General features: G+C 37.1%; 25 protein-coding genes. 4 read left to right on the top strand and 21 right to left on the bottom strand.

Going from position 1 to position 25,492, the window contains the following annotated elements:
• Nucleotides 1-103 precede the first annotated feature (103 nt).
• The 8 genes from B5473_RS15680 to B5473_RS15715 all read right to left on the bottom strand — a co-directional run bounded on the left by B5473_RS15680 (nt 104) and on the right by B5473_RS15715 (nt 8,225).
• Nucleotides 104-1,180 carry an undecaprenyldiphospho-muramoylpentapeptide beta-N-acetylglucosaminyltransferase gene (locus B5473_RS15680; protein WP_079526817.1) on the bottom strand — a complete coding sequence of 359 codons (1,077 nt, stop codon included), beginning with the start codon at nt 1,178-1,180 and terminating at the stop codon, nt 104-106.
• Nucleotides 1,181-1,614: 434 nt separating this feature from the next.
• The gene (locus B5473_RS15685; RefSeq protein WP_079526819.1) at nt 1,615-2,421 is read right to left on the bottom strand and encodes a CAP domain-containing protein; all 807 of its coding nucleotides are present in this window, start codon (nt 2,419-2,421) and stop codon (nt 1,615-1,617) included.
• 178 nt (nt 2,422-2,599) lie between these two features.
• A complete protein-coding gene (locus tag B5473_RS15690) occupies nt 2,600-3,502 on the bottom strand; it encodes a CobW family GTP-binding protein (protein WP_079526820.1) in 903 nt (300 codons plus the stop codon).
• Nucleotides 3,503-3,569: 67 nt separating this feature from the next.
• On the bottom strand, nt 3,570-5,072 hold the full coding sequence (locus B5473_RS15695; RefSeq protein ID WP_079526821.1) for a lmo1851 family serine protease: 1,503 nt from the start codon (nt 5,070-5,072) through the stop codon (nt 3,570-3,572).
• 167 nt (nt 5,073-5,239) lie between these two features.
• Complete coding sequence (locus B5473_RS15700; protein ID WP_254865350.1) at nt 5,240-6,061, bottom strand: DUF6612 family protein; 822 nt, start codon at nt 6,059-6,061, stop codon at nt 5,240-5,242.
• Between the two features lie 213 nt (nt 6,062-6,274).
• Nucleotides 6,275-6,733: an RND transporter gene (locus B5473_RS15705; protein WP_079526824.1), complete on the bottom strand. Its 459-nt coding sequence runs from the start codon at nt 6,731-6,733 to the stop codon at nt 6,275-6,277.
• Nucleotides 6,734-7,101: 368 nt separating this feature from the next.
• A complete protein-coding gene (gene deoD, locus B5473_RS15710; RefSeq protein ID WP_079526826.1) occupies nt 7,102-7,809 on the bottom strand; it encodes a purine-nucleoside phosphorylase in 708 nt (235 codons plus the stop codon).
• Between the two features lie 191 nt (nt 7,810-8,000).
• Entirely contained in the window at nt 8,001-8,225 is a 225-nt protein-coding gene (locus B5473_RS15715; protein ID WP_079528767.1) for a YozE family protein, read from the bottom strand.
• Between the two features lie 93 nt (nt 8,226-8,318).
• Between B5473_RS15715 and B5473_RS15720 the strand changes: the two genes are divergently transcribed.
• Entirely contained in the window at nt 8,319-10,106 is a 1,788-nt protein-coding gene (locus B5473_RS15720; RefSeq protein ID WP_079526828.1) for a methyl-accepting chemotaxis protein, read from the top strand.
• Nucleotides 10,107-10,150: 44 nt separating this feature from the next.
• On the opposite strand, the gene msrB is transcribed toward B5473_RS15720, so the two are convergent.
• From msrB to B5473_RS15740, 5 genes are all read right to left on the bottom strand, one after another.
• A complete protein-coding gene (gene msrB / locus B5473_RS20520; RefSeq protein WP_139377750.1) occupies nt 10,151-10,579 on the bottom strand; it encodes a peptide-methionine (R)-S-oxide reductase MsrB in 429 nt (142 codons plus the stop codon).
• Nucleotides 10,580-11,107, bottom strand: a complete 528-nt coding sequence (msrA, locus tag B5473_RS20525) for a peptide-methionine (S)-S-oxide reductase MsrA (protein WP_139377751.1) — start codon at nt 11,105-11,107, stop codon at nt 10,580-10,582.
• A 17-nt stretch (nt 11,108-11,124) separates the two neighbouring features.
• Nucleotides 11,125-11,697, bottom strand: a complete 573-nt coding sequence (locus tag B5473_RS15730) for a YpmS family protein (RefSeq protein WP_079526830.1) — start codon at nt 11,695-11,697, stop codon at nt 11,125-11,127.
• 4 nt (nt 11,698-11,701) lie between these two features.
• Complete coding sequence (locus B5473_RS15735) at nt 11,702-12,613, bottom strand: GDSL-type esterase/lipase family protein (RefSeq protein WP_079526832.1); 912 nt, start codon at nt 12,611-12,613, stop codon at nt 11,702-11,704.
• Nucleotides 12,614-12,770: 157 nt separating this feature from the next.
• Nucleotides 12,771-13,616: a DegV family protein gene (locus B5473_RS15740; protein ID WP_079526835.1), complete on the bottom strand. Its 846-nt coding sequence runs from the start codon at nt 13,614-13,616 to the stop codon at nt 12,771-12,773.
• 197 nt (nt 13,617-13,813) lie between these two features.
• On the opposite strand from B5473_RS15740, the gene trhA reads away from it, so the two are divergent.
• Nucleotides 13,814-14,458 carry a PAQR family membrane homeostasis protein TrhA gene (gene trhA / locus B5473_RS15745; RefSeq protein WP_079526837.1) on the top strand — a complete coding sequence of 215 codons (645 nt, stop codon included), beginning with the start codon at nt 13,814-13,816 and terminating at the stop codon, nt 14,456-14,458.
• 50 nt (nt 14,459-14,508) lie between these two features.
• On the opposite strand, the gene B5473_RS15750 is transcribed toward trhA, so the two are convergent.
• The 3 genes from B5473_RS15750 to B5473_RS15760 form a co-directional block, all read right to left on the bottom strand.
• A complete protein-coding gene (locus B5473_RS15750; protein ID WP_079526839.1) occupies nt 14,509-14,979 on the bottom strand; it encodes a dihydrofolate reductase in 471 nt (156 codons plus the stop codon).
• 12 nt (nt 14,980-14,991) lie between these two features.
• Nucleotides 14,992-15,969 carry a thymidylate synthase gene (locus B5473_RS15755; RefSeq protein ID WP_079526841.1) on the bottom strand — a complete coding sequence of 326 codons (978 nt, stop codon included), beginning with the start codon at nt 15,967-15,969 and terminating at the stop codon, nt 14,992-14,994.
• Nucleotides 15,970-16,207: 238 nt separating this feature from the next.
• Complete coding sequence (locus tag B5473_RS15760; protein WP_079526843.1) at nt 16,208-16,399, bottom strand: ABC transporter permease; 192 nt, start codon at nt 16,397-16,399, stop codon at nt 16,208-16,210.
• Nucleotides 16,400-16,836: 437 nt separating this feature from the next.
• Between B5473_RS15760 and B5473_RS15765 the strand changes: the two genes are divergently transcribed.
• The gene (locus B5473_RS15765; RefSeq protein ID WP_079526845.1) at nt 16,837-17,172 is read left to right on the top strand and encodes a DUF378 domain-containing protein; all 336 of its coding nucleotides are present in this window, start codon (nt 16,837-16,839) and stop codon (nt 17,170-17,172) included.
• Nucleotides 17,173-17,568: 396 nt separating this feature from the next.
• On the opposite strand, the gene B5473_RS15770 is transcribed toward B5473_RS15765, so the two are convergent.
• Together B5473_RS15770 and B5473_RS15775 are read right to left on the bottom strand one after the other, a co-directional pair.
• Entirely contained in the window at nt 17,569-18,162 is a 594-nt protein-coding gene (locus tag B5473_RS15770; RefSeq protein WP_079526847.1) for a YpjP family protein, read from the bottom strand.
• A 418-nt stretch (nt 18,163-18,580) separates the two neighbouring features.
• On the bottom strand, nt 18,581-18,778 hold the full coding sequence (locus B5473_RS15775; RefSeq protein WP_079526849.1) for a hypothetical protein: 198 nt from the start codon (nt 18,776-18,778) through the stop codon (nt 18,581-18,583).
• Nucleotides 18,779-19,421: 643 nt separating this feature from the next.
• Between B5473_RS15775 and B5473_RS15780 the strand changes: the two genes are divergently transcribed.
• Nucleotides 19,422-20,477: a nucleoid-associated protein gene (locus B5473_RS15780; protein ID WP_079526851.1), complete on the top strand. Its 1,056-nt coding sequence runs from the start codon at nt 19,422-19,424 to the stop codon at nt 20,475-20,477.
• A 63-nt stretch (nt 20,478-20,540) separates the two neighbouring features.
• Here the strand turns inward: B5473_RS15780 and B5473_RS15785 are convergent, their stop codons facing one another.
• The 3 genes from B5473_RS15785 to rsgA all read right to left on the bottom strand — a co-directional run bounded on the left by B5473_RS15785 (nt 20,541) and on the right by rsgA (nt 25,367).
• Nucleotides 20,541-22,337 (bottom strand): M3 family oligoendopeptidase, encoded by a 1,797-nt coding sequence (locus tag B5473_RS15785; RefSeq protein WP_079526853.1) that lies wholly within the window; start codon nt 22,335-22,337, stop codon nt 20,541-20,543.
• Between the two features lie 124 nt (nt 22,338-22,461).
• Nucleotides 22,462-23,910, bottom strand: coding sequence for a cardiolipin synthase (gene cls, locus B5473_RS15790; protein WP_079526855.1), 1,449 nt, complete (start codon nt 23,908-23,910; stop codon nt 22,462-22,464).
• A 395-nt stretch (nt 23,911-24,305) separates the two neighbouring features.
• Nucleotides 24,306-25,367, bottom strand: a complete 1,062-nt coding sequence (rsgA, locus tag B5473_RS15795; RefSeq protein WP_079526857.1) for a ribosome small subunit-dependent GTPase A — start codon at nt 25,365-25,367, stop codon at nt 24,306-24,308.
• Nucleotides 25,368-25,492: the final 125 nt, after the last annotated feature.

A 25,492-nucleotide genomic window follows, 5' to 3' on the forward strand; every position in this document is an offset into this window, starting at 1 on the left:
ACCTTCTTTACGCTTATATGTAAGAGGCGTCAAAAATATTCCTTAAACAAAACAAGGGGCTACCTTAAAAGTATGAACTTTTAGGTAACCCCTTTTCTATTTATTATTTTTCATATTGAGTAATTAAGGCAACCATTTCTTTCGGTGTTTTCGGATGTTCGACTTCAAGCATATGGTCGATCATTTCTTCCGCTTTCTCTTCAAGCTTTTGAATCGCTTGCATGAGTGATTCTTTTGTCAATTTTTCCTCGTCCAATACTTGTGCAAAGCCTTGTTTTTTAAATAAGTTGGCATTTAAAATCTGATCTCCACGACTTTTTGCAGCAGAAAGAGGAATGAGCAACATCGGCTTATGCAATGCTAAAAATTCAAAAATCGAGTTTGAACCTGCTCGCGATACAACAAAATCTGTAGCATACAGTAAATCAGGCAATTCTGTCGTCACATATTCAAACTGAGAGTAGCCTTGCAGATTTTCAAGTTTTTTGTCGGCGTTTCCTTTACCGCATAAATGGATAATCTGATATTTTTCAAGTAGTACAGGCAAATTTTCACGAAGCGCATCATTAATAATGACTGACCCTAAACTGCCACCCATGACAAGCAGAACTTTTTTTTCTGTTGTGAAGCCACATAATGCCAAGCCACGTTCACGATTTCCTTCAAATAGTTGCTGACGAATGATCGAGCCTGTGCAAGTCGATTTATCGTTCGGTAAATGTTTCATCGTTTCTTTAAAAACCGTAAAGATATGGGACGCGAACGGCAATGAAATTTTATTCGCTAATCCAGGCGTCACGTCCGATTCATGGACAACCACCGGAATATTTGCCAACTTTGCCGCAATAACGACAGGCACTGAAACAAATCCGCCTTTAGAAAAGATGACAGTCGGTTTAATTTTTTTGATTATCGAAAAGGCTTGTGTAACCCCTGCCATTACTTTAAACGGATCTGTAAAATTCTGTACTGAAAAGTAACGACGCAGCTTTCCGCTCGAGATACTGTGATATGGTAATGAAGGAAAAGCGTTTGTTATAAGTTCCTTTTCAATCCCATCATGAGAGCCTATATAATGGACATTATACCCCGCTTCCTGTAATGAAGGAATAATCGCTTCATTTAGTGATACGTGACCGGCCGTACCCCCGCCTGTTAAAATAATTGTTTTTTCGTTCATAAATTTCTCCTAACAAAGCAATTGTCATTGCATCTATTTTATGCAACATGACATTTCAACATGCTTCGATAAATATCTTATTTATTTGATGTGATATTTTATTTTCAATGCTTTTTAATAGTTCATTTTTAATATTCTTATTTGTTCTAATTTTATTATTCTAAAAAAATGATTTTACTTATTATCACTTCTATTCCGTCGATTTCTACACCTTTTTTTAAAAGGCTTTTAAAAGTATACCGTATATTGTAGCACATTTTAGCACTTTATAAAGCATTTCTCTAAAAATGGGTGTTTTCGCATATAAAATTATAAAGGCCAAAAGAAATAATAAATATTCGATAAAAGTATTTTTATTGTTTCAAGAATTCAATCAATAACTAAATAACCAAAAAAACTACCCTCTTCATTGCGAAAAGGATAGCATCAGCAAATTATTTTTTAATAAATTGTTGTGTCCAAATATTACCGCCCTGCACATAGCCTACGCCAATATGAGTGAAGTCTTTATTTAAAATATTTGCTCGGTGACCTTCTGAATTCATCCATGCTTGTACAACCTCTTCAGGTGATTTTTGACCTTTGGCGATGTTTTCACCGGCAGATTTATAAGCAATACCTAATGCTTTCAAACGGTCAAACGGGCTGCCGAATGTTGGTGATGTATGCGAGAAGTAGTTTTTATCTTTCATATCTTGAGATTTCTCACGTGCTGCTGCCATTAATGGGCGGTCGATTTGTAATGCACTTAAACCGTTTTTAGCACGTTCTGCGTTCGTTAATGCAACAACTTTTTCTTCGATCGCTAAGATTTGATCAGTAGCTGTCGTTTCTTTTTGTTCTTGAGCTGGTGCCTGATCAGTTTTAGATTGTGTAGCAGGTGTTTGTGACGTTGTAGGAGCTTTTGGAGTTTCGTTGTTTACAACATTTGTTGGCTCTTTTTCTACTTCCTTGCTAACCTCTTTGTTTGTTTCCTTAATAACTTCTTTATCAGCCTCTTTAGTAGTCTCTTTGTTTACTTCTGTTGAAGCTGGTTTTTTAATACCTGTCCAATTTTGAGGTGTCGTTTTTACAAATTTATAGAAATTGTTAAGTTTTATATTATAGTCATTCGCTAATTGAATGTGATTTGAAGTTGCTGTTGATTTGCCCCCTTCAGTTGCATTTGAACTTGCATTCGCAACGGGTGCTTGAGTTGCAAAAAGTATTACTGCACAAAATGGTAGAATTAATTTTTTCATTTTGTACGCCTCCTTTCGTGACTTCATCGTAACTGAAAAATCGAAGAAAAAAAGGCCTATAAATTGGTAAACTATCCATCTACCAAATTATTAGCCTTAAAATCTTATATTTTATTCGTAATTTGCGATAAATTTATCCAATTTCCTCATACATTTCATATGAAAAGCTATTGACGAATTATGATAGAGAGATAATTTCTAGATTTTTAATGTTTTCACCAATGATGACTAAGTTCGGTTCCATTTTTATATATTCCGGCAGCCATTGGACCATTCCATAAGCATATTGGAACAGCATCGGATTTTTGATTCCCTCAATCGGAACGTAGCCTTTCATACGGTAAACTGTATCAGGTAATGAGCGCACCCAGTTTTCAAACTGTTCTTGTGTAAAGCTTGTATCAAATCGAACGAGTCGTGAGCCTAAATTAAAGCTTTCACCAATACGGGCTGTTACGATATCGTCTTTTGATATACGAGCAGTTGACTGCATATTTTGCAATAACTTTAACGGAACACGACCATTTGTCGTCTGAAGGATAAAGGCATTTGAATTAAACCCTTGCAGTTCATAAACAACTTGCGCTTGTTCCGATTCCGTAAGCAAGTCCGTTTTATTGGCCAATAAAAGATGGGCATGACGAATTTGCTCCATAAATAGAGATCGAACTTGCGGAGTAAGGCTTGATCGGTCTAACCATAACCGACTGTCCGCCACCGTCACAATTCCTTTAATATTTAACTTATCTGCAAATAGAGGCGAATAGACGGCGTCCAGTGCTTCCACAGGGTGTGCAGCCCCGGTTGTTTCTATTATAAGTACATCAAAATCCTGATCGTGTAAAAGCGATTGAATTTGTGCTTCTGTTTTTTCCGCTCCGCTGCAGCAAATACAGCCTTCCAACATTTCCTTCAACGGTACATCCTGTTCCACCGCCTGTGAATCGAATGGCAGCTTGCCTAATTCGTTCATAATAACAGCAGGCTTCAAATTGGCTTCTTTCAATTGACGAATGACGTCGGTTAACATGGACGTTTTCCCGCTCCCTAAAAATCCGCTAAATAAATATACATCCTTCATATTTCCACTTCCTATAATAATGGGCTGACAATAAAGTGTTTCTGCACTTTTTGCCAGCCCGCATTTTTTATTCGTTTGTTGATTCTTCAGGCTTAATTTCCAGTAATTCTTTCGCCTTTAAAATTTGTGGATCTTCTGTTTTCAGCTTTTCGCTAATGGCATCCATTAAGGCATATGTTGTATTACCTGTTAAAATACCTGTTACTTCTAATTCATTATCTTGTTGATATGCTTTTATTGCAGCTTCAGTCTCTTCATCAAATTTTGTATCGACTTCACCTGGCTCATATCCCAATACTTCCAGAATACGCTCAGCTGTTTTAATTGACGCATGATTGGCATCCTGTTCATATTGCTGGCTCGGATCGATATATGGTAATGAAGCATAATCCGGATAGTCAACTTTCACATCCGGTGCAATTCCTTTTTCATTCACCCAGTTACCGTCTGGAGTTAACCATTTGCCTGTTGTGAACTTCAAGTTTGCTCCGTCTTCCATATAAATGATTTCCTGCATTGTCCCTTTACCAAAGGAGTTTAATCCAACGATTTGGGCTCCCGCAGATTCTTTTAGTGCACCTGCCAAAATTTCAGAAGCAGAAGCACTTCCTTCATCGATTAATACTGTTATGGGAAGATTATATTTAGAACGATTGTCCGCAGCTACGATTTGTGGCGCTTCATCTCTTTCTTGAATTTGAACGATTGTTTTTCCTTCTTCAACAAACAAGTTAGAAATATCGATTGCCGCCTTTAAATAGCCGCCTGGATTTTGGCGTACATCTAAAACAATCCCTTTCATCCCTTGCTTTTCATATTCAATTAGCAGCTTTTCAAGTTCCACTGCTGTTTTTTCGCTGAAAGAGGTAATTTGGAAGTGTGCAATTCCTTCTTCATCAATATCACCATATACAGTTTCTACAGGAATATCATCACGCACGATTGTCATATCAAAGCTTTCAGCATCCCCGCGTTGAATCGTCAGAGTGACTTCAGAACCTTTTTCACCGCGAATCAATAACACAGCTTCTGTAGAGCTCATGCCTTTGACGCTTTTCCCGTCAACTGCCAGTACCATATCTTTCGGTTGTAAACCGGCTTTTTCTGCAGGTGTATTTTTGATTGGGGAAACAATCATTATATATCCATTTCGTTCTTGGATTTCCGCGCCAATTCCTTGAAAACTTGAAGACAGGCTTTCATTAAATGAACTTGCCTCATCTTTATTCAAATAATCAGAATAAGGGTCTCCCAATGCATCAAACATTCCGTTGATTGCACCATATACCACTTCTTCCTCATTTACGTCTTCATAATATTTTTGCTGAAGTGCATCATACGCATCATAAAGTTTTTTAAATTCCGCCCGTTCCACCGGTTCCTTTACTTCCACAACTTTCTTTTCACCGAATGTTAATGCAAAAATTGTTAAACCGGCTGTACATAAAATTGTCAGGAAAATGACCATTATGAATGCAAATGGTTTCATTCGTAAATATTTCCCTGCCGGCTTTGTAATTTGCTCTTCGTTTAAACCGTTTTGATCCTCATCTCTTTTTTGTTCATCCATTTCAATTTCACCACTCTCATTTTTACACTGTCTGATGTCACACTATACCAATAATATCAGTTTACAAGCGACTAGAAAAGGATAGACGTCAATTTTTTTATTTCATTTCATATTAAATAGAAAAAAGCAGCGAATTCCGCCATAAAGCGGCCTCGCTGCTTGAATTGTTATTCAGTTTTAGCTTCGTTTAAAACTTCATTCGGTATATTGATCTCTTTTACTTCATCAAATTTCGAATAGACAATGTTCGCATCATTTTCAATCGTTGTTTCCTGACCTTCAATATTTGTGATGATTTTCAGATCCATATCCATTTCTTTTATATCAAACGTATCTTTCGCTACTACAATATTATATTGTGAATCTTCAAATGACATATTTTCAAGAATTTCACCATTCATCTCCACTGATTCACCTAAGCTAGCACCCATTTGTGAAAGTATGAACTGCTTGAACTGGTCCCCTTCAATGTTCAGCGTCAACAAATAATTCTCATCATCCTGTTCAAAGCTGAAATCTTCGATAAATTGTTCAAGCTGTTCGAGTTGCTCTGACGCATCTGCCTGGGCACCTGTTTGCGCTAAAAGTTGTTCATATTGTTCATCAGGCATTTTCAGCCATTCATTCGAATCGCCATTATATAAGTAAAAACCGTCTTGTTCCGTCATATACATTTCGATCGGCATTTCCATTTGATCATCGCCCATATCCATCTCAACTGTTCCTTTTGAATACATCGCCATCGGATTTTGTTGAATATCCATCGCCAAATTTGAGTTGCTTGTCATTTCCATCGTCTGACCATCCATCACGAAGCTCGTCACCTGATCCATCTTTGTTTCCGCATGAACACTTTTCAAATTTTGCTGGCGCTGCATGGCATTCTCATATACTTGCTGTAATGTTAAATTGGCTTCGCTATCTGTACCTTCAACCGGTTCTGCAGTATCTCCGCATCCTGCAACTAGTGCTATTGATAATGTAGACATCGCGAATAAGTATCGTTTTTTCAAATGATTTCAACCCTTCCTAGATAAACTTCTCCTATCCATACCCTAATTTGGTGTATTAATATCTTATATAGGGAAATAAGATTAAATAAATTTTATTATGGATTGAAAAAATTGTATGGATAGAGTGCATTTTTTTAGAAATGACGGATAAAATAAAAAGTGTCTACAGGCATAGACACTTTTTATTCTTCACCAATTTAACTTAATACCGTATTGTTCATTTAAGAACACATGCAATTCCTTGTACGTGCAAAGGGCAATCCCGATGACAATTTCGTTTTCATTCATGTCTTTTTCGATTTTGAGGTTGTTATCAAAAATGTGAAAATTCATCGGCAAAGCTTTAATATCTACACTAATATTATGTGCAGCTTTGTTGCGCCAATAATTCAGCAACCATAAGTTTTCGAACAATTTTTGTTCAATTAAGCCTAATGCATAAACAGAATATACTTTTGTGCTGTAATTGGAGCTCGCCATCGGGATATAAGTTGTCTGATCCTTGAAGCTTCGTACTTTCGGCAGCTTTTCCTGAATCAAATGGTTAATGGCATTTTCACAAAACAGACTAACCGTGACAATATTCGCTAACGGATCCACTGTGCTTGAGATTCGATCAATAAATTTCTTCGCTACTTCCTGACTCATCCCCTCACTCCTTTTAACTTTTTTGGCCGTCATTTTATGTGCTTTAAAATTGTCGGTATCTCAGTTTGCCCATATCACAAATTCGATATGCCAAACATCCGCTAAGAAAATTTTTGAAATTTTATACGCCTTATTACAAAAATAAAAACACATCATAATTGTATGATATGTTTTTGCTACTCGTTATCTAAATGATTATCCAAGCCGGTTACGTGCTTCATTTTACTATTCGTAAGATGACGTTTTTTATACTAATTAAAAACATTTTCTGTTTCCTTGGTGGATTACAAACAAGATTAAAGTTTCTGCAAATAAAAAAAGCACTTAATAAGCGCAAGTTGACCTATTAAGTGCTTATGATTTTGTAATTAGTCTTGAATAGCCGCTTCTAACGCAATAACCATCATGTCATTGAACGTAGTTTGACGCTCTTCAGATGAAGTTACTTCACCTGTTAAGATGTGGTCAGATACTGTTAGTACTGTTAAAGCTTGACGACCGAATTTCGCTGCTAATGTGTATAGTGCTGATGTTTCCATTTCAACAGCTAATACGCCATATTGCGCTAATTTTTCGTTTTGTGCTTCATCAGAATAGAACATATCCGCAGTGAAGATATTTCCTACACGTACGTTTAAGTTCGCTTCTTTAGCAGCGTTGTAAGCTTTTAGTAATAGATCGAAGTCTGCAGTTGGTGCATAGTCGATTGTACCGCCGAAAACAACTCGATTCATGTTTGAGTCTGTAGATGATGTTTGTGCAATAATAACGTCACGTACTTTCACGTCTTTTTGAATCGCACCACAAGTACCTACACGGATTAGTTTTTGTACACCGTATTCTTGCATTAATTCAGTCGCATAAATTGAAATTGAAGGTACACCCATGCCTGTCCCTTGTACAGAAACGCGCTTTCCTTTATACGTACCTGTGTATCCAAGAATATTACGTACTTCGTTATATTGTACAACATCTTCTAAAAATGTTTCGGCAATATATTTTGCACGTAATGGATCTCCTGGTAATAATACAATTTCTGCAATGTCGCCTTTTTTGGCATTAATATGAACGCTCATCAAAAAACCTCTTTTCATCATAATTCTTTTAAATTGTAAACGTTTTCGTATAAACATTCAATCGTTAGACGTCTTGCATCACAAAAAAATTTGCATAAAAAACAATATTTGGACAAAATAACGATTTTTTTTACGAAAGGCGCATCTAATTTCACTATACCCCATCTGGCGTATTGCATGCAAAACATTGCTTATACTGAAAATTTATTTTCATACAGGTTCCATAATTGGTCAAAGGCACCTATTGTCATATATTCATCGGATTGAAATTCAATATAATTCGTAAGTTCATCAAAGCTGTCGGACATTTTTGGAAAAGCGTGATCGAGAAACATACTTTCGGCAAAACGTACCTTTTCGTCCGACCACTCTCCCCCTCGAAATGTTAGTGCAAAATGATAAAATGATTTTTTCAAAATTTCCCCTCCTTTATACATTTTTTCACAATATATAGTGTAAATTCCCCATTCTTGTAGTAAAATAGTTAAATATTGATTTTTCAGAAAGTGGTGAATTATTTGCGAAATAGCAAAAAAACTAAACCTAAAAAAGAAAAACAAAGGAAAACTCCTATTAAACCGAAAGCCCTACTTCACTTCTTTCACCTAATACGAGGGAAAATATTAATTACTTTCACTATTCTAATGGCAATTATTATCTCTATGCAAATTTTGTCGTATATTAATATAACAAACTTGGAAAATAACTTGCGAGAATTTGCAGCAGAAAATTTAAAGCAGCAAATGCATATTAATAATTTAGCTTCCGATATTGCGAAGCTTTCAAGCCATGAACAAACTTACTTAATTACAGGCGACGAAAAATTTCTTCAATTATATGAAGAGACAAAGGAACGAATACATACAAATTTAACATCCGTTGAAACGTCATTTAAAAATCAGGAGGAAGAGCTTAAAATCGTCGGGTTAATCCAACAGTTTTACGCTAATTATTTATCCTATTCTAAATCGACTATTGAAATCCGTCAAAAATATGGCTATGAAAATGCCGCTAGACTTTTCGCAAATAGCGGAAGCCAAAACTTCAAAGGTTATATTGATGAAAATACAGGCAAACTGATTCAAATACTTGAACAGCGCAATGAAAAAACTATTTCAGACTTGGAACAGTTTGCATTCGCCTCTAAAATAATGATTTCTGCCTTAACAGGAGTTGCTGTTATTTTAACAATTTCATTAGGTTATATATTATCGAAGTCAATCCGAAGAAATACGAAAAAGATCAACGAATCAATTCTGGATATTGCCCAGGCTGGCGGTGACTTAACACGCCGTGTAAACGTTAAAACAAAGGACGAATTTTCTATTATAGGAGATTCCACGAATATTTTAATCGACTCGATTTCTGCATTGGTTAAACGCGTTTCAAATCTTGCCGATAATGTATCCGGAAGTTCGCAGGAATTAATGGCCCTTGCAGATGAAAACGCTCGCACAATTGATTTCATTGCTGATTCTACGATGAACATCGCAAGCGATAGCAGTGAAATTTTAAACAGTATCGGGAGTGCAGGTAATGAAATGCAGAAATTGGAACAATCGATGCATGTATTAGACGAAAAAGCACTAGAAGTTCAGCAAGCTGCATCTGAAATGAAAGCAGCCGCTCATCAAGGAAGCAGATCGGTAAACCATTCATCAATTGTCATGCTTGAAATTGAGGAAACAATGGCAACTACTTCTGACACGGTTGAAAAATTAGGGGAAAAATCAAAAAATATTACTTCGATTATTAGTACAATTACAGCGATTGCCGAACAAACTAACTTACTTGCTTTAAATGCGGCAATCGAGGCTGCTCGCGCCGGTGAACATGGACGAGGGTTTGCAGTTGTTGCGGCTGAAGTTCGTAAACTTGCCGAACAATCCCAAAAGGCAGCAAAAGAAGTTTCGGCAATAGTTGGATCTATTCAAACAGAGGTCAAGTCCATTATCGAGCAAAACCACACAGGGGTAGAAAAAGTAATTCGTGGTGTGGAAGTGACGAATGAGACGACTCATTCTTTACAAAATATATTACTGCAAACAGAAAGAACATCTGATATTTTAACACAGATGGTTGTTCAGATTGAACAGACTTTAAATAATAGTCACGGTGTCACAACTTCGTTCGTACATGTTGCCGCAATTGCAGACAATACTGCTGTCAATACGGAACGCAGTGCAGCTGCCGCATCTAAAGGTTCTGCTTCCATGGAAGAAATCAATGCATCGGCCGTGGAACTGGCTTCACAAGCAGATCACCTGCGAAGTGTTGTCAATGAATTTAAAATCTAATATAAAAAAACTCGCTTATGGGATATTCCATAAGCGAGTTTTTATTATTCAAACAATGATTTATATTCACCGTAACCTTCTTTTTCAAGGTTCTCAACCGGAATGAAGCGCAATGCTGCTGAATTGATGCAGTATCGCAATCCGCCCAATTCTTGCGGACCATCCGGAAATACGTGCCCTAAATGGGAATCGGCTGTTTTACTGCGGACTTCCACACGACGCATACCGTGCGACGTATCAAAATGCTCAGTTACCTCTACTTGTTCAATCGGTTTTGAAAATGATGGCCAGCCACACCCTGCATCATATTTGTCTTTTGAGCTGAAAAGAGGCTTTCCTGAAACGATATCCACATAAATACCATCTTCGAAAACGTCATTGTATTCATTGCGGAATGGAGGTTCCGTTCCTTGGTTTTGTGTAACATGATACTGCATTTCTGTTAACTCTTTTAAACGTTGCTCTTTATTCATTTATTTCGCCCCCCAGTATTTTTCAATAAATCCTGCACGCCCTGAACCAACCGAATAGCGTTCGTAATGTGCCGGGTTCTTCTTATAGTACTGCTGATGATAATCTTCTGCCGCGTAAAATGGCTTTGCTTCCAGAATTTTAACGGCAATCGGTGATTTAAATTTTCCGCTTGCCTCCAGTTTGGCCTTGGATAATTCTGCAATCTGCTTTTGGACTTCATCATGGTAAAAAATCGCCGTAGTGTATGATTCGCCGCGATCATAAAATTGACCGCCCGCATCTGTAGGATCGATCAGTGTCCAATAAAGTTCAACCAGTTTTTCGTATGGATAAATTTCAGGATCAAACGTAATTTGTACTGCCTCAAGATGGCCCGTTGTTTCACTGCATACTTGCTCGTATGTCGGGTTTTCAACATGCCCGCCTGTATAACCGGAAACGACTTCTATAATACCGGGCTGTTGATCAAACGGCTTTACCATACACCAGAAGCAGCCCCCTGCAAATGTCGCTTTTTCATATGCCATTAAAATTACCTCCTATTTTACTTCGTCTGGTTTGGAATAACTACTTCCAACTCTATTTTATCATTTGGTAAATCAATTTCCTTCGCCCGCACTCTGGAACCACTTGCGATATTTATTCGTGACAGATCCACATAAATTTCTTCGTCATTTGGTTTCACCGTAATCCAATTTGGAAAATTAACCGCATCATCAATCATTTTCAGGACGGTTTTCGGAGGAATATTTACTTTGCCGACGTGGACAGCTTCTTGACTCAGTGTAATATTACCGTTATTTACAACTGGAATGAAATCCATCTGAATCGGCAAATCGATATTAAAAACAGTTAAAGTACTGTATAAATAAATTTTATCATCCACTGTGAGCTCTACCGGAACCGGTGACTGGTTCATAGCTTCCGATAAGTATTGTTTTGCAATTGCTTCAAATTCTTTAGCTGTCGTTTCCACAGTCAATATATTGCCCTCAACAGGGAGTGGTGGCTGTCCTGTTGCTTGTTTAACGTCAGCAGTTATTAAATAGAGCAATGTGGCAAATGTTATGAGTACTGCTCCAGCCAATAATAAAAATGCGACTTTCCATTTGTTCATCTTCTCACTCCTCAAATCCTAATAAACCGTCTGACATCTGCTCAATATCACATTGTTGCATTGTTTCAATGATGCGTTTTGTCATACGATCATATCCTGTGCTATTCGGATGAAAGAAGTCTACATGATATACCATATCCTCATTTGAGACAAATAAATCCTCTACAGATACGAAACACGCATTTTCATCTGTGGCAGCAAGCTTTTCGATTTCATCATTCCATTCCGAAATAATCGGATCAAAAGGTGTAATCTCATCGACTACGATTGAAAAGGGATTATAAAATCCAACTAAAATAATTGGCACATCAGGATTTACTTTACGAATTTCTGCAATGACTTGCTCGTAGCGCTCAGCAAATCGGGGCAATTCTTTATCAAACATAGACTTTTTCATTGAAAACAAATTCTTTTTAACTATTTTCATTACATCATTACCGCCAAGCGTAATCGTAATCAGATTTGCTTTTTGCAGTTCCTCTTCATAGTGACCACGTTCTAGTAGACTTAACAGCTGGTCACTGCGTCTACCATTTTTACCTCGATTATCGAGTTCCACTTCCTCTACCATCGGCCATTTTTCCAGCTCCTGCTGCAGACGTATCGTATAGCCATAATCCTGGGTTTCGTCTCCAACACCACGCGTAAGCGAATCACCTAATGCTAAATAAAAAACCGATTGTGCATCTTCTTCCTTACGATCAGACCAGTCTAGTTGAAATACATCATTTATAATATCAAAAAAGCTCGTATTAATTGTTTCTTCGTTTTCTGCTTCTTCTTCTGATATGGACAAATCATTATTCTCATTGGATGAATTGTCGGATTGTTGTGCTTCTTCTATTTTTGGGTCAATTGTAACGGAGCATGCGGACAAGAAAATGACAGCTAATGATGTGAGTACTAACCGCCACATGCAACTTCCCCCTTTTTATTTTGTTATTCCATTATAAAATATTTTCCCCACCTTTAGGAATGATTTGCCTATAAAAATAGTGATATATCAGAAAATATTTTTTCATTTTATAAAAAAAGTAATTCTAAAGTTTAGATTCTTTAGAATTACTTTTTAACTATTCTGTATAATAAATAAAGCCGATTGCACCTTCACCTGTATGTGTACTAATAACCGGTGAAGTATAGGCAACTTCAACTTGTCCTGTATAGCCTGTTGCTTTTACCTGTTCGATCAACGGATTCACTAATGTATCCATTGCATTCGCATGAGAGATGGCTACACCTGCCACTTTTTTACCTTGAGTATCTTTTTCAAATTCACTCATTAAATATTTCACCACTTGCTTATAGCTGCGCGGTTTTGCACAAATTGTCACTTCCCCAATATCTAAGTGACCAACTGGCTTAATGTTCAATAAAGAACTTACGACTGCCTTACCTTTTCCGATTCGGCCGCCTTTTACCATGTTCTCCAATGTGTCCAATGCAACAAAAAGACGTGTGTTTTCACGTACACGATTCACACCTGCAACAATTTCCTCCACTGTAGCACCTGCATTACGTAGACGGATTGCTTCACGAAGCTGGAATGCCAACCCAAAAGCAATATAACGCGAATCAATGACAGTTACATCAGAATCAGTCATTTGAGAAGCTTGATTGGCTGACTGATATGTACCGCTCATACTCCCTGTCATATGAATTGATATAATTTTTGAACCATCTTTTCCAAGCTCGTCATATAATTCTTTAAATACACCAGGAGACGGTTGAGAACTTTTCGGAAGTTCTTTTGCTGTTTTTAATAATTTAATAAATGTATCCGGTTGCAAATTTACACGATCTGTATACGTTTTATCATCAATTTGAACTGTTAGTGGTACTACATGAATTCCATGTTCCTGAATTTCCGCGTCTGTTAAATCGCAAGTTGAATCTGTTACGATATGAATTTGACTCAAAGAAAACACATCCTTTTTCTATCTTCCTTACTATTATAAAGAAATCATATTTGTTTACCAATATGACATTTGTCATTGAAGAATGACCCAGTTTATCACTATTTTCATATGACATATAGCAGTATAACATCATGACATCCATCTATCACGAATATTTTGAATAAGAATTATACTAATATAAAGGAGCGTGATGACTCATGCACAATTTAGACGCATTTGACTATAAAAACTGGAAAGAAGAACTTTGGAATGCCATAACGCATGGTATCGGACTTGCCATCAGCATACCTGCTTGTATACTATTAATTATTCATTCAGCAGTAAACGGCACCGCAGTACATATTACTTCCTATGCTATATTTGGCTCATCTTTGATTTTACTTTTTTTAATGTCGACATTATTACATAGTGTTCCGGAAAAATATAAACGGTTCTTTTCTATACTGGACCATTCTTCAATATATATATTGATTGCTGGTACTTATACCCCGTTTTTACTTGTAGCAATCGGGGGTGTGACGGGCATTGTCATGCTGTGCATTATTTGGTTTATTGCTATATTAGGTGTTGTGTTCAAATGTTTGTTCATTCATCGATTCGAAAAATTATCATTGATGCTTTATATTTTCATGGGCTGGCTTATCATTTTCGCCATCCAACCATTATATGAATATTTAACGTTTGATGGTTTTATGCTCATGCTTATTGGCGGGCTGCTATTTACATTTGGTGCAATTTTTTATGCGTGGACACGCCTTCCGTACAATCATGCAATTTGGCATTTGTTCGTCATTGCAGGCTGTGGATGTATGGTGGCTTGTGTATATATTTATTTAATATAAAAAGTTAAGGACCTGCTGAAAAATTGATTCAGCAAGTCCTTTTTTAACAGCTATTTTTCATAAATACAGTACTGGAACGTATATCCGTCTTCTGCCTCGATTGGCTCGAGACATGAGACCTTCTTCCAGTCATCATATGATGGGAAATAAGTGTCCCCTTTAAAACTATGGTTGATGAACGTAATATATAAACGATCGGCAATCGTCATCGACTGCTCAAATATTTGAGCACCACCAATGATCATCACTTCTTTTTCCCCTTCAACAAGCGCCAAAGCTTCTTCCAGGCTTCGTACCACTTCAATTCCTTCTGCTGTAAAGTCTTCATTTCTTGTAATGACAATATTTCGGCGTCCCGGCAAAGGTCGTCCAATTGAATCGTATGTTTTACGGCCCATAATCATCGGTTTGCCCATTGTCATTTCTTTAAAATATTTCAAATCACCCGGTAAATACCACGGCAGATTATTTTGATAGCCAATGACCCGGTTTTCATCATGCGCAACGATTAATGAAATCATTGATATCCCCCTCTATACCGCAATCGGTGCTTTAATTGTTGGATGCGGATGATAGCCTTCCAACGAAATATCTTCCATTTCAAAATCAAAGATCGATTGCTTTTCTTGGTTTAACTTTAAAATCGGCAATTGCTTCGGCTCACGTGTAAGCTGTTCTTTTACTTGTTCAAAATGGTTTGAATAAATATGGGTATCTGCCATGCTATGCACAAACTCGCCTACTTCAAGTCCACATTCATGGGCAATTAAATGCGTCAGCAATGCATAGCTCGCAATGTTGAAAGGCACCCCTAAAAATGTATCTGCGCTGCGCTGTGTAAGCATACAGCTCAATTTCCCGTCAGCTACGTAAAACTGGAACATCACGTGACATGGCGGTAAGGCCGCCTTACTGCCCTTTCCCCCTGCATCAATCACGTCTTCAGGGTTCCATGCATTCACGATAATACGACGCGAATCCGGATTATGTTTAATTAAATCGATTGCATCCTGTAACTGATCAATCGATTCACCTTCTGAAGTTGTCCAATTACGCCACTGCTTTCCGTAAACATTACCCAAATCTCCGTATTTTGAAGCAAATTCATCATCATGTAATACGCGTTCACAAAATGAAGAAAGCTCTTTTTGATACTGTTGATTAAACGCTTCATCAATAAGGGAGCGTCGTCCAAAGTCACTCATATCAGGTCCGCTGTACTCTTCTGATTCTACCCACTTTTTAAATGCCCATTCATCCCAAATATGGTTATTGTTCTGAAGTAAATAGCGGATATTCGTATCGCCTTTAATAAACCATAGTAGTTCGCTAGCTACGAGCTTGAATGGTACGCGCTTAGTCGTTAGAAGCGGAAAACCATCCTGTAAATTAAAGCGCATCTGATAGCCGAATACGCTGCGTGTCCCTGTTCCTGTACGGTCAGATTTATCGGTACCGTTGTCCAAAATATATTGCAATAAATTTAAGTATGTATGATCTGCATGTGCCAATATTTTCACTCCTAAAGAATGTTCTCCGTTTATTATATAGACTTATGTTGAGAAAAACACGTGAATCTTTAAAATCGCTCTAAAAGCCTACTAAGCGAATATTTACTAATGATTCAAATAAAACAATATGTATAAAAAATTGCACAATAAAAGGCGCTACTCGTATTTCGTCTGCTGAGTAGCGCCTTTAGTCAAATGTGTCTAAGTCATCGTATAGCTCAATAGTTTGCGTCAATTTTTATGTTGCCTCCCTAAGAATTGTTTTGTTGTTTTCCAGAATTTGAATCATTTGCAGTAAAATTTTGTCCTCAATTTTTTGAGTACCATTTACTTCTTTCGCAATAATTTTTGTTAATTCCAAAATTGTATTTACGTCGAGCTTATGTTTTTCCGCTAATTGGAATGCTCGCCCTAACTGACCGGTTATCATCGGCAGTCCTCCTTTTTACTATAGTATACAAATATTATACCTCGAGTTACATAAAAATTCACCTTTAATTTTTAAATTTTTTGTAAATTACTCAAAAAAATAAAGGTTCTTTTTCCAGCCGTTTAGTAATATTATGATAAATCGCCGGATACTCTATTACCAACGTTAAATAAATAACTTTTGCTTTATTTATTACGAAATCAGAACTATATATTTTCTACTTCGTTGAGACAGATATTAATTCCTATTTTTAATTATTTTTATTTTCACAGGGACATTTTTATTCGTATTTTGATACATTTTCTTTTTAAAAAAAGAAGTATAAACAAACGGTTCCCGGGAAAAATACGAGCAGAAATAGATACTTGAATTTCTTTAGTATGTGTTTTTTACATACCGAATGAACTTCTTTATCTAAAATAAAGGAGATGTTTTAAATGGGAGCATTATATAGAATTGCCCTCGTACTTGTAATTATTGGAGCAATTAACTGGGGACTTATCGGCTTTTTCAAATTTGATTTAGTCGCATCTTTATTTGGCGGACAAACTGCCGGATTATCACGAATTGTTTATGCACTTGTCGGTCTTGCCGGTCTTGCATGCATTCCGTTGTTAATGAAAAACCTTGATGAAGAGGACAATGCAACCGTTACTCATACAAGAGCAACAAACAGACCGAATTATAATATGGAAGCTGGGAAAGAAGCTGATTTCTCAGAATACGCAAAGCAAAAAAACAAAAACAACAATAACAACAATAACGAGAAGTAATTCAGAAATAATTCAAAAGCAAAAGACCAGGCTCAGTAATGAGTACCTGGTCTTTTTAGCTTATTCAGAACTTTATCTTGGGATTAAGTAAAAAGCTCATCTCTTCGCATATTTTTTCCTACTTATAATAACCCAGCTATTATTTTTATCCATCCGAAAATAGACGTCCATAAAATAATACTTAAAATCAGGCCATTAAATAAACCTAAGAAAAATCTGTTTTCCAAGATTACCACTCCTTAAATTAAAGGTTGGCCAATCGGAGACTATTTAAGCTTTTGTCCCTTAGATTTCTTTTGGTAATGGATGGAAAGCATAGTTTTGAGAAGCTAGTATTGTGAGAAATATTAGTGTACACAAAAAAACACCCGACCATTAGGCGGGTGCCGCATCTTGCTATGATAACCATTTAGGCGGTGTGTTTTTGCTCCAGTAAATTTCGCCAAGGTCGTAATGCTTTGAGTAGTTGTCTTCAAACGTATGATAGTGGAAATTATAGTAGTAGCCATCAAAAGGACGGTTCTCTGTTCGTACATGGAAACGGATTACGTCAGTTTTTGATTTACTGTCCACAATGTGGAAGATTTTTTCCGAGTAATCACCACTTGGTTTTTCGGAAACCGTTAAGTTACGCAGTTTTTCATCGCCAACTCGTTCCACTGTCATTGCAATAGCCTCTTCGATTTTCGGAAAAATATCCGTTTCGAATTGTTGTTCAATAACCGGTCCGACTTTTGTTCCAAATTTTATGTATGATTGTTCTTTTGCAGCAGACACAAAGTCATCCGTAGTTGGCAGCGGTTTTTCATCAACGATAATATCATCCAACTGATAGGCAGCTGAAATATGGTTGTCGCTTGGACGATCCAATACCGATTTGCCATGACGATCTTCATCAAAATTCGCCCAAATTTCATGTTTTGGTGTAATTAAACCAAACGATAATAACGCGACAGAAACAACGAGAGATTTGTAAATCCATTTCTTCAAGTCTATCACCCACTTTTATTATGTATAATTTTAAAACGCTCTTACTTATATATACGAATATTATAACAAATAGTTTCATCTTTATTGTAAACATTGTACAATAAAAAAGGAAGATATTGTAGGTTATATTAAGGGAGGTTTTAAAAAATGGACATTGTTATGGGTCTTGGATTATTACTAATGCTTGGGTATATGACTTCTTTATGCTTCACGGACTAATAACTTTATTATGCACTAAGCAGCATCAATACGCCCTAGAATCCTTTATTCATCATATTTCTAGGGTATCTCTTATTCTTCATCGGACGATGAACAGCATTTAATTTATCTCGCGTATCATCAATTGTCATGTATTCACCGCCTTTCAATGTTTGAGTGATCATAAAAAGCCACACCCGTTTGGATATGACTTTGAGAATCACTTAACTTCTTCTATAGAAACAATGTGGTTTGTAAATATTAATTCTGATTGCTCTTCTTTCCCCTCATATAACACGAATCTTATATAACCAGAATGAAAGCGACCGTCATCTTGTAAATACATTTCTTCAAATTCCTTAAGACTGGCTTTCATCTCTATCTTTTCACCATTACTCAAACGTAAAATTAAACTCATAACTATTCCTCCCTTCACACTAATCATAATGTGAATGGAAATTATTGTCACTACTATATCCCTAATAAATTTATGCATACTTTTGTGCATTCAAATTTTGAGATATTTTATTAAAAGCTGGGATTGAATTGTTGCATGAGTATAGTGCAGACCGTGGAAAGTTATTTTCGGTTCACCTTGTTCATTTATTACTTTTTTTAATGTGCCATCCAAACCGATTTGGATGGTTTTTATTCTGAGAATTGGACAAGGGGCCCCCAAATGTTGGGGACCCCTTTAGTATTTAATAGATAGATTTATAAATAAATGAAAGTCTCAACCCGATCATCCGGGGAATTTATATTTATTCGGAGTGCACAACTCCAGTTTTAACCGCGGTAAAATTCTACTAATCTCTTCTAACTTAAGCAACATAGTCCCAACCTGCTACTATGTCCTTGCAGCCCTGAAGCTTGCGCCAGTGTGAATAAGTATCTTCAAAAACACTAGCAGAAATGCCAATTCATTTATAGCACTATCTAAAATAGCACAAAAACTATCATAACACATATATTCGCGTTTGTAAACTAAGTTTGAGCCCGTGCAAAAATTCATAATGTCCGCTATACTTTAAAAATCGGAATTTAAAAGGAGTTATGTAAAGATGAATGAAGTTGAAACAACATTATCAATCCAAATGAAACGGATGGCTGTTACATTGCTGGATATGCAGCAAAGCCGTTTTGTGTCCGCAAGTGAAACAATGGATTTATCCGCACTCCAATCTGAAGTGTACAATCAGTTTTTTGAATCCTACATAGATGCGACGATGAATAGCCCGAAATCTGTTGCATGTAAATTTTTAGACCGTGATAATGATATTTTGACGAAAATGAACCGTTATGTAGAATATCCTGATGACACACACTTCTTATCACTGGCCAATGATTTATCAAATAAACTGTATCAAATTATGCAAACGGTATCGAACAGTAACGGTTCGGTATTTGTCGCGCATATTGAACTTATTGGCGAAGATTATATTCTTCTGTTAAAGCTGGATCCAAAAGATGCAGTACAGATTGATTTGGAAACATTGCATTTGAAAACGATCGAAAATATTTTGCCTGATGCATCCAGTCGTGTACAAAAATGTGCACTCATTCGAATGAATTATGATCCGCTCGAAGAAAATATTTATGTACTGGATAAGCAATCGGATGGCGAACCGGCGAAGTTTTTTATGGAAACTTTCTTGCAGGCTACTCCGATTGCATCAGACAAAAAGAAAACAAAAATGCTCATGAAGGAGTTATATGAGAAAATTGCGGAATCACTTAACGAAGAGCAGACTCCCCAACTTCAAAGAGCAATTGACGAGGAATTTGAACACGGTAAATATATTGAGCTCGACGCATCGGTCCATAATATTTATGAAGCGATTGCCCCACCGGAGAATCGGGAAGATTTTGTTGAACAAGGTGCCAAATTGTTTATCAATGAATTCACTGACCGCAATCCAGACTTTACGCCTACATTTGAAGTGAAACGCGATGATTTGCATGTCGTCTATAAATCGGCTGAAGGCGAAATTCTTTTCCGTTATGATAAAGGATTGGACAATATTGATGTAAAGCACGATCAAGTAAGCGGTACGTATACGATTACTATACGTGATGCGGATACAGTAGGTTTTACGCTGCACAAAAAACCGCTATAAGTTTATTGATATTATAATAGGATATAAAAAAGGGGCTGTTTTTTCACAGCCCCTTTTTGCAACCTATTTAGATGTTAACGCAATAAATTCCTCAACATCTTTTTCACAAAGTGCGATTCCTTTTAACCAGAAATCTTCTTTCGTAATGTCTTCACCTAAATGCTTCATTGCCAATTCTTCGACTGTCATGATAGCTGTGTCACGCAACAGAGCCATATACTTCTCTTCGAAGCCCTTACCTTCTTCTTTTGCTTTCGCGTAAATGCTTAATGAGAACAGATAACCGAATGTGTACGGGAAGTTATAGAACGGTACACCTGTAATATAGAAGTGCATTTTAGATGCCCAGAAGTGCGGATGTGTTTCACCTAATCCTCCTGCATGTGCTTCAATTTGAGCTTCTTCCATAAGTTCGTTCAAGCGTTTCGTTGATACAATGCCTTTTTTGCGCTCATCATAAAAACGAGTTTCAAATAAGTAACGCGCATGGATATTCATAAAGAAGGCAACAGAACGTTGAATTTTATCTTCCAGTAATGCAATCTTTTCTTGTTCAGTTGTTGCTTCTTCAACTGCTGCATCTGCAACAATCATTTCTGCAAACGTTGAAGCTGTTTCAGCAACATTCATTGCATAGCGGCGGTTCAACGGATGTACCGGACGCAGTGCATATGAATGGAAAGCATGTCCCAGTTCATGTGCCAATGTCGAAACATTTGACATCGAGCCGGAGTATGTCATGAATATACGAGATTGCTCTGATAATGGCATTCCTGTACAGAAACCGCCAGGACGTTTATTATCACGGTCTTCTGCTTCGATCCACCCGTCTTCAAATGCTGTACGTGCAAAGCTTTCCATTTCCGAACCAAAACGGCCGAAATGTTTTAAGATGAACTCGGCACCCTCCTGGTAAGACATAGTTGCTGATGAATCCGTAACCGGTGCGTCAAAGTCAAACCAGTCCAATTGTTCTGTACCTAATAGATTTGCTTTATGCTGTAAATAACCTGCAAATGTCGCCTTACGAGATGTAATGGCACCCCACATCGCATCGATTGTTTCCTGCTTCATACGGTTAATTTGAAGCGGCTCTTTTGTTACTGAGTACCAGCCGCGCTTTTTATAAACGGCTAAACGGAAACCTGCTAAATGATTCAATGTTTTTGCAAAGAACTCTTCACGTTCTGTAAATACTTTTTCCAATGCTTCAAATGCCGCTTTTCGCACTGTGCGGTCTTTATGTGAACTTAAATTGTTCGCTTGTCCAACTGACAATAGTTTCTTTTCGCCATCCACTTCTACTTCCACTTTAATATCGCCGATCAACATGTTATAAAGTTGGCCCCAAGAACTGTACCCATCAACACCTAAAGCTGAAATTAGCGCTTCTTCTTCTTCGGATAATGATTCTTTCGATTTTTCGCGCCATTCCGTTAAGATAAATTCGAATTGCGCCAATTCTTCTGTCTGCAATAATGCTTCGAAAGTTGACTGTTCAATTTTACCCAATTTTTGATTGAAACTTTCTAAGATTGGCGATGAATTTGCCGCAATACCGGATAATTGGCCTTGCAACAATAATGCATCACGATCAGTCGTGTCTTGCGCAGTTAAGCAAGACAGCACCGCCCCTGCCTGAGAAATGTGGAGCATCACTTCTTTAATGCTTTCCAATATCGATTGGATTTCTAGTGCAGCATCACTATTTTGTGGAACTTCAAATTTGTCGATCTTCTCTTTTAATACTTCTAGTTTAGGAGTCAAACTTTCAATATGCTCGATTAATTGTGGAGAAGCACTACCACCAGGGAAAAACACATCTAAATCCCAAACTTCAGGATATTTAACATTCACCATTCTATTACCTACTTTCTGAATTATATTTCAATTCTTATTTTACTAAAAAATAAGTTAAAATGCTCGAAAATATTTCGGTTTTAGAAATAAAAAAGCTAGCCTGTCTTATCGGCTAGCTCCAGCATTATAAAATTGGTGATAATAACCGCGAAATGGATTCTCGTATTTTCGTCCAAGTTTTGCGTTTTTCATATTGCTCCTTCGTTAATTCAAAACTGTCCTTAATATCTGCTTCAAACAGCTCTCTGCATTGTATAGCCAATTTAGCATCATATAGAATGGCGTTAATTTCAAAATTCAGGCTAAAACTTCGAACATCGATATTGGCCGTTCCAATTGTCGCCACTTCATCGTCAATTACAATCATTTTTGCATGAAGGAAACCTTTTTTATAACGGTATACCCGACCGCCAACTTCCAACAAGTCACCGCTGTATGCTGAATTGGCTCCATATACAAAAGCATGATCGGTTACTTCGGGTGTCATAATGCGCACATCAACACCTGAAGAAGCAGCAATTTGAACCGCATGCATAAATGGTTCGTCCGGTACAAAATATGGCGATTGAATATAAACATACTTTTTGGCACTTAAAATCATCCGGATATAGCTGTTTTTAATCGATTCAAAATCCGTATCAGGGCCACTCGACACAATTTGAACAGGTGTGTCTGCATCAACCGTAAACGTCGGGAAGTATCTTTGTTCGATTTCAGTCAGCTCTTCTTTTCTTGCCTGATACCAGTCAAATAGAAAATGTGCCTGCATGTTATAGACAGAATTGCCTTCGATTCTCAAATGCGTATCGCGCCAATACCCGATTTCATCATCCAAACAGGCATATTCGTTCCCGACATTAAACCCGCCGATATATCCGACTCTCCCGTCAATAATAATGAGTTTCCGATGATTACGAAAATTTATACGTGGATTAAACAGCTTAAAATACGATGAAAAATATGCTTCCACCTGCCCACCGGCATCCGTTAATTTTTTCAGATCCTTTTTGCGTAATGTACGCGAACCTAAATCATCGTACATCATCTGTACTTCAATGCCTTCTTTTGCTTTTTTAACGAGCGCATTAAAAATACTTTTCCCGACATCATCCATTTTATAGATATAGTATTGAATATGAATGGTCTGTTTTGCATTTTCGATATCTTCAATGACCGAACGGAATTTTTCTTTCCCTTCCGAAAGTATTTTGACATCATTTTTCGAACTCAATAATGAATGGTTATAATCAACGTTCATTTTAATTAATGGTGCATGCTTTTTAGTAATGGCATTCGGAAATTCGTATGTTCCCTCTTCCAACGCATTTTTTTGATCCTGGAATATTTCCAGTGTTTCCTCCTGCTGTACCGCATGCCACCTTACAAAATGTTTCTTCTGTAAATTTCGACCTAATAGTAAATATAAAATAAAACCAAAAACTGGTAAGAAAAAGAGCACGAATAACCATGCCCATGTTGATGAAGCGCTTTTTCGGCTGATGAATATTAATACGAGGGCAAACAATATGTTCAATGCAAATAAGGTGACGGTTAAGATACCAGTGACTGTCATGAAATTCATCTCTTTTCATTTTTAATTATTAAGAGAAAACAACTATTAAATGTTATAAATTACTAGTTTTTTCTACTATTTTACTATTCCCTGTAAATATGCATTTAAGACATAGAAATGCATATTTTAAAGGAATCTATTCACTTTTCGGGTGAGGAATGTAATTACATTGAAAACGAAAATACCGCTTACCTGATAAGTAAGCGATAATACTTTAAATACTTTTTTTACTAATCTTCATCCGGTTCGACTATGTTAAACAACAATAAAATAATAACGCTGTAATCCATTCACTCCACTTATTATAGCTCAATCTTCCTAACAATCAATGACTGTACAAAGTTCCTAATTACATAAAAAAGCAGATGCACAAAAATTGTGCATCTACTTATAAATTATCTCATTTTCTTTATGCTTTTTGATATTTGCTTCCATTTACGTTTTTCCGCAAGCTGGGCATCCGTATTCGCCTTTTTCTCGATATAGGCAAGTTCCCGCTGCAGTTTATAGAAACTCGTTAACCTTGCAGCCTCAAGTGCTCCTTCTTCAACTGCCTGCAATACAGCACAACCGGGTTCATTTTTATGCTTACAATCGCGGAATCTGCAGTTTTCCGTAAGCTGTTCAATATCGGAAAAACTTGCATTTAGACTGTCCCCCTGATCCCATAGCTGCAACTCCCGCATTCCTGGAGTGTCAATCAGGCAAGCACCGGATGGTAGAACAACAAGTTCCCGGTGTGTCGTCGTATGGCGGCCTTTTGCATCATCTTCACGGATTGTGGACACTTTCATTTGTTCTGTGTTTAATAAAGCGTTCGTAAGTGTTGACTTCCCTGCACCGGAAGAACCGAGTAATGCCGCAGTTTTCCCTTCAGTTAACAACGCATGTAATGAAACCATTCCTTCACCTGTCTGCGCACTCACCGTCAAAATATCCACACCGAAAGCAACCGATTCAATTTCTTTTAAAAACGGCGTAACATCCTCACATAAATCCGCTTTTGTTAATACGATAACCGGTGTTGCCCCTGAATCCCATGCAGCTACTAAATAGCGTTCCAAACGGCGTATATTGAAGTCATCATTTAAACTCATACCAAGTAAAATGAGATCAACATTTGTTGCCACGATTTGTTCATCGACTTCTAGACCTGCCATTTTTCTTGTGAATTTGGATTTTCGATCAAATAAATGATGAATTATGGCACGCTCTTCTCCCGGCATTTGTTCAATAACGACAAAATCGCCAACAGCCGGGTAATCTTTTCTTGAAAAGGCGTGGTATGCAAAATTTCCGGATACCGTTGCCAAATATTCGCCCTGTTCTGTCAGGACACGGTAAGAATGTTTATGTTCGAGTATGACGCGTCCAACAAGCTTTGTTGTCATATCAATCGTTAATGTTTGTAGTTGTGTATCAAAAAATGCTGTAAAACCTAATTGTTGTAAATTCAATGGAATTGCCTCCTAATGGCGTATGATAGTATTTTTGTTTTTCAGGCAAACAAAAAAACCTTATGACCAGCAATTTTGCCCGTCATAAGGTTTCATACGCACAGTAAAGGAGCGTGACTCTTCTA

Origin of the sequence: Solibacillus isronensis (assembly GCF_900168685.1) — a bacterium.
GTDB classification, from domain to species: domain Bacteria; phylum Bacillota; class Bacilli; order Bacillales_A; family Planococcaceae; genus Solibacillus; species Solibacillus isronensis_A.